5 protein-coding genes are annotated in these 6,170 nt (G+C 40.0%); 3 read left to right on the plus strand and 2 right to left on the minus strand.

What is annotated here, in order from left to right:
• Positions 1–803, plus strand: an 803-nt coding sequence (locus AB4Z33_RS30115; protein ID WP_442053427.1) for a hypothetical protein, incomplete at its 5' end; no start/stop codon positions are given.
• 1 nt (position 804) lies between these two features.
• Positions 805–1,824 carry a M23 family metallopeptidase gene (locus AB4Z33_RS30120; protein WP_442053428.1) on the plus strand — a complete coding sequence of 340 codons (1,020 nt, stop codon included), beginning with the start codon at positions 805–807 and terminating at the stop codon, positions 1,822–1,824.
• Between the two features lie 1,169 nt (positions 1,825–2,993).
• Here AB4Z33_RS30120 and AB4Z33_RS30125 read toward each other — a convergent pair.
• Positions 2,994–3,509 carry a hypothetical protein gene (locus AB4Z33_RS30125; protein ID WP_442053429.1) on the minus strand — a complete coding sequence of 172 codons (516 nt, stop codon included), beginning with the start codon at positions 3,507–3,509 and terminating at the stop codon, positions 2,994–2,996.
• Positions 3,510–3,528: 19 nt separating this feature from the next.
• Positions 3,529–3,960, minus strand: coding sequence for a hypothetical protein (locus tag AB4Z33_RS30130; protein WP_442053430.1), 432 nt, complete (start codon positions 3,958–3,960; stop codon positions 3,529–3,531).
• A 1,252-nt stretch (positions 3,961–5,212) separates the two neighbouring features.
• Here AB4Z33_RS30130 and AB4Z33_RS30135 point away from each other — a divergent pair.
• A complete protein-coding gene (locus AB4Z33_RS30135; RefSeq protein WP_442053431.1) occupies positions 5,213–5,977 on the plus strand; it encodes an IS110 family transposase in 765 nt (254 codons plus the stop codon).
• Positions 5,978–6,170 lie beyond the last annotated feature (193 nt).

Below are 6,170 nucleotides of genomic sequence, written 5' to 3' on the forward strand. Positions count from 1 at the left end.
GTTTGATTCAATACAAGGACAATCTGTATTTTGTTGATATTGAAAATAAAATGATCAGGAATGCGTTGTTAGAACAAGTTGGCCGATATGATTTGAAAGATTCAGAAAGGAAAATTGCAGATAAAAAAGACGAAAACCTTGGTTTAGTTTGGGGAGCTTACGCTTCTATTAATCAAGATGGAACAAAAATGGTTTATTTCAGTAACAGAAATGCAGCTTTCAATGATAATTTAAATGGAGAAATGTGGATAAAAGATTTGAAGACTGGTGAAGAGAAGACTGTTAGGAACTGGGAACATGTCCTTGGTTGGGGGACGGATAATGAGTTGATTTTAAGAACAATACGAGATTCAACCATAAATATTGAATCGTATAATATAGAGTCAGGCCAATCATTACAGATCGCTGAAAATTATATTAGTGTTGGATTCTCACATCCATATCTTATTTATCAACAAGAACCGAAAATGATGATTGTTTATCAAGTGGAGACTAAGGAGAAGAAAGTAATTGAGTCAGAAACCATTAACCTTATTAAGGTGCTTGAAATAAACAAATATAGCTCTGAGATACAATGGGCGATTGGTCTCAATGCTCCTGACAGGACCAAAATAGATCGAAACATTTTGGTTTTTGATCTGTTACATGGCGTTATTAAAGAGATTAACCCACTAAAAAATACATTAATTGAATCAGTGCAATGGGTCGATTCCAGCCAGTTCCTCGTAAATGCAAGGGAGATCGGATCATCGCAAAATTCAACCTATTTTGTAGATAACGATAAACTCTGGGGAGATGAGTAACTTGAAAAATATTTTATTAGTACTATTATCTAGTCTGATTATACTCTACAGTTCCTTAACAATAAATGCAAGTGTTGTATCCGCAGCAGACTATGATCCAAAATTTAGCGAGGTATATGGAGTTACAAATATTGTCACTTCAGGAGTCGCTCGTTCACCTTTACGTATGGGGACTGCACCTACCGCTTCCGATAGTTGGGCGTACATTACTAGTAAAAATAATCAACCAAGAGGTTCTGGAGACACTAATCCACATCAAGGGACTGATATTCGTGCCGGTGCGAATACCAACGTGTATTCTATTCTTCCAGGAAAGGTTGCATTAATTAAAGAGGATGCGACTACAATTGCTGCACAATTAGGATCGATTTTCATTCAATATGATGTTAACGGCGATGGAACTTATGATAACTATTACGTCAGATACACACATATAATACCCGAAGCAAGTCTAAATGTAGGCGATATTGTTTCAAATATCGAAGTTATTGGAGTAGTTGATGTTCAAAAAGCGTATGGGCCACATTTGCATATGCAATCTGTTACTTCTACAACTACCTATAAGACGACTAAAATGTATAACTACTTTACTGGAGCCTCCAGTTGGGATTTTGGACATGCGTTAGATTATTTTGCTGCAGACTCATATGTTGGTAATAGCTTGTATATCAGTGCTTATGCTCACACAACTGGACCAGATGGTATATTCAGAGCTGAGAAAGTTGAACTTTATTATAAAAAAGGATCCACAGGTACATGGACCAAGTCTACAACAAATTTAAGTCCGTATTCTACATACCGATGGACAATTGACTTGAAAGCAGCAACTGGTGCTAGTGTTGGTAATACAATTTACTATTACTTGGTTGCAACTCGCGCTGGTTCGACTAGTACTCCAGCTGATCCTTCATTTACAGGATCATATAAAGTTGGCTTCTGGCCACAATATTTCGAACATCCTTCGGCTCCCCTGTCGGCAACGAATGCAAATTTAATGGCGAGAGTATTCGTAATCACGTAAAACACCTCCTAAAAACATGAGAAAACTGGCGCCTGTACCTAAATGGGCGTCAGTTTATTTAATTTTCCATATGGTCGTATAATACGCGTCTTGGTGTGAGCGTTGCACGTCTACCTATCTACCCAAGAAAAATGGCCGAATGCTTCATGCTTTCACTATGTGAATGAGGGCTACATTAAGAAACATTCCCCTTGGCGTTTGCCTCCTTAGAACTCTGAATTTTTGCACTCTCTAGACTTGCTTGTAACGCAGCTATTAGATCTACCTCGACAATTGCATCAAGACAGATCGGATCGATCCAGCGTGCAACCGATGGGATTTCCGGAGAATTATTGGAAAGAGATAAGTAAATATGTCTGATAGTTTTCGCTCTGATTTGAATACACGCTAGGGACTATCAGTGTGTTGGTAAAGATTGGTGCAGAGTTAATTGAGCAAGTATATTAGATTRCCGGATCTAGCTATTAATTAAAGTCCCACTTAGAAGCGGGAGCGATGTAGGAGTTTTCACTAATGAGAAGATCCTTCATTTCTATAGCAAAAAGCCAAAACTATAGAATAGAGATGTAAAATACGATGTTATGGCTCGACATCGAGTAACACAAAAAGAAGCCATCTTATAACAGTAGGCTTCTTTTTGTGTTACTCACATTTTTTATTGTGCCTGGCTTCTTCTCCGACAATCGTCGCGGCGGGAGGTCGATAAAAATATTGTTGCGCGCTCTGTGCCCCTGTAGGGATACGGAGTGATGTCGAGTTGATTGGTCCATTTTTGGTAATTAGAACATTGTCCTAATAATTGGAGCTGTTTCAGCAATCCGGATTCTGTCATCCGCGCTTGCGTTCAGCGCACCAGGTGCCAGGGGTATCGATCCCGGCGATAAGTTGATGGAAGTAGGCGGCGGGGAATGACGGCAGAATGTACCTTTTTATGTTAAAGAATGTGCTATCTATAGCTCCGTTAGTTTTTCGCCGTAGGGGTGATTAACAACCGGCTCTTTAATAAAGTTGCTTAGCATTGTAACCCCGCGTTTTGCTGGAATCCAGCACTCTTGATTAATGAGTATGTCATTTACACCAAAACAATTTTTCATAAAAATGCACCGCCCAGAATTTTATCGAAAACCCCAAAGGGATTTTCCAATCTATTCTAAGAGGTGCACTTCAGCTTATTGTTCTATTATTTTAGACAATTTTTTTGCAATTCCGTCTGCATACCATAACTTGTGTCCTTCTTCGTCTATCCTAGTCTTTAAACTTATGAAAACATACGAAGCATTCTTTTTTTGCCAGTATACTTTTATCTCTGTTCTGTCGGGATTAAAAAGCAATCCAGGCATTGAATCCCCAACCTCTAGATTTTTGCTTTTCGCCTCACCGAAAACCTCAAGAAAAGAAKACTTTTCCTCATCTGATAAAGTGGGAATGAAAGTATCATGCAATGTTCTCATGTCCGTAAACGTCCAATCAGATACATCTTCTTTTCCTTCATTGATGATCTGATTCTTTCCATTCTCCCATGTTTTTTGCAATCTTTTCTGAACTGCCGCTACATGAGCAGCATCTTCAGCAGGTACCGAGGGGGAAAATTTATTAAACGAGTCTTTTGCAAAAGCAATTGCACCAGTACCCGTTATAACTAAACAAGCGAGTGCTAGGGTAACTATTGTTTTTTTTGCTTTCATATTTTAAACCTCCATTTTGTTATTGAGCTGATTTGGTCTTAGAGCTATAACCTGTATCCGTGTAATCTGCAGCTCCTGCTGTCTTGTAATGTATCCTTGTGCTCCAATCCATTTCATATAATCCTAATGCATTGTGATAACATGACGCTGTTAATGCAGCTGCTTGTGTAACTGAAGCAGTTGTCTTATATTTTGTATCCATTGATGAACCTAGAAAATAACCATCTAAATAAAAATCCAAATACGCCCTTACGAAGTCTACATTAGCATTGTTTGACGATTCGTAAATAGCGCCATGCATATAGGTAACTTGTGGGTTCGAGCATGGTTGTGTATATAAACTTGGTGCACCTGCAAATGATTGTATTGGAAACAGAGTAAATAACAAAGTTAACGCTACAACCATCTTACTTATTGTATACTTTTTAATTTTAAATGAGAACCGTAACATGAAAAAACCTCCCACTAAGTAATAAAACTTTTTGCTCCTAAATTTTCGAGATTGACTTTTTGAATGGTTCGATTTTATTCAAACCGTAGGCAAAACGTAGATAATAAACATGAAAATCTCCATAGACCAAGCATATTTTTTTACGCAATTGTTCAAACCATTTATTCAAAAGAGCCAACGTTTAAAAAGTAATGTTATAATTACCATCCCTCTCAATATGAATCTAGTTCCTAGTATTTTGAACTTCTAAAATATACCATTGTATTTCGCTCTCTGAAATGGGCCTTTTATCCTTTTTTGTTGTCGTTTTATGTAGATATATCGCATTTTTTCTGTCATTCCACTTAACTAATCAAGCTGAAATAAAGAATGAAAAAGTATGGTAGGTAATTTCATATAGCTTGTCGAATGCCGCCTACAACGAGAAAAATCCGCGAGAAAGTGCGGGGATGTTCCGGGAGCGATTATCGACCTATCCTATTCTTAATGCGTTAAATTGCTAAAAGATACTTCTGAATTCCGTGCTGTACTGATCCCAAAAGTGCCCAAACCCAAATAGGAGATGGATAGTATGACATTGAAAAAGACGATAGTATGGATAACCATGATGGGTAATGGAAGTCGGAAACCGTTTGTTCGGTCCGTGAAAAAAACAGTCATGGCGAGTTGTTCATGCAACAGATAAACTATGGATCGAGCGACCGAGAGATGAATTGAATTTAAAGTCAGTGGATGACTTTTGACATTGAGTATTACACTATTCGGTATCAGCCGAACGGAGGTATGGAATACGTTTGTAAAGTAATGGCTTCCCGATGGCCATAGATRGATCGCTTCAAACAGAACCTTGCTAAGGTTCTTGTTCTCCAGCCCATAGGAGTAAGATGTCGCTCCGAGCATAGAAACCGAGATTGTGTGCGACGGATGGCGGAGAAATTAATGGTACACTATGAAAAATATGAGGGGAGTGATTTGTTGATGAATAATTTACGTCGGCTTTTATTCGTATTATTAGGTCAGCCAGAGATTCTGGTTGGCCTTCTTTAATGGTCGTTCTATGATGGCGGTAGCCGGGAAGACGTAGGGCTTTTAGGGGCTCAGACCCCGTCCTACCCCTAATGACCATGTTTGAGCTGGTTGAGGCTTTTTAGACCTCGTATCACAAGCGAAGCTATGGGTTTGGAACCATCGTGGGATTGCCAGCTAAACTTGCAGCAGGAGGAGTTGACAGGAAGCAGAAATCGGACTGGATGTGACTAAAGGAGCGAGTGTATTTCAGGCGTTTGTGAAGCGTAATGAGGTGTACGGGAAACCCAAACTGATTAGTCATACCGAAGACGGGTTTGAGAGACTTGGCGATGTGATTCGCGAACTAGAGGAACTAACAGGGAAACGACCTGTTGTTGTTCTGGAGGCAACCGGGCACTACCATCGTATGATTGTCTCCTTCTTGGAACGTATAGACATCACACATTTCATAATTAATCCACTCCTATCTAAACGCTCGAAGAGTGCACAACTACGTAAAGTAAAAACGGATGCAGCGGACGCCTGGCATTTGGTTGAAATGTATTACCGAGGTGACGTTCAGCCGCATCGCAAATGGGCGGACAGAATAATGGAAATCCAGCATCTAACGAGGCAACATGAATTTATGACGTCGCAATTCGTGCAGTCGAAGTTGAATGCGAGGGCACTGCTGGATCAGGTATGTCCGGCATATGAAGACATCTTCCGAGATATGTTTTCCAAGACAGCGTTACAAGTGCTCCGTCATTTGCTGCATGGGATCAGCATCACCGAAGAAGTGATTCGGGAAACAGCGGGCTCCTCACACGGGAAAGTATGGATTCGAGCGAAAGTGGAACGGATTCAAGGTATGCCGTCGCTAAGTAGGTCAAGCGCCTCTCAAAAGACAGCATTATTATGTATGATTGAAGTTCTGCTTGCTCAGCAGGAACAACTGAGTCACTTGGAACAGAAAATTCAGGAGGAAGCGCTGGAGATCCCCGATTAAGAAAGCTTGTCCGTGGCTTTCTTCTTTAGATATGTCTACATAACAGGGTTCATTTTATCTCTCCTTGAAGAAAATTTACCGGCAGCCCCTATGAACCTCCTTGTCGCTCCACAGCATCGCATGTGATACGGGATCTATGTCCCAACCAGCCTCAATCATGGTCATGACAAGTAGGGGTGAACATTATAGCGCT

The sequence above is a fragment of the Paenibacillus sp. 2TAB19 genome (assembly GCF_052115185.1).
In the GTDB taxonomy this organism is placed as follows: Bacteria; Bacillota; Bacilli; order Paenibacillales; family Paenibacillaceae; genus Pristimantibacillus.

Excerpts from the sequence above, each read along its gene's own strand:
- AB4Z33_RS30130 (WP_442053430.1), bottom strand. The coding sequence starts at position 3,960 with ATGTTACGGTTCTCATTTAAAATTAAAAAGTATACAATAAGTAAGATG.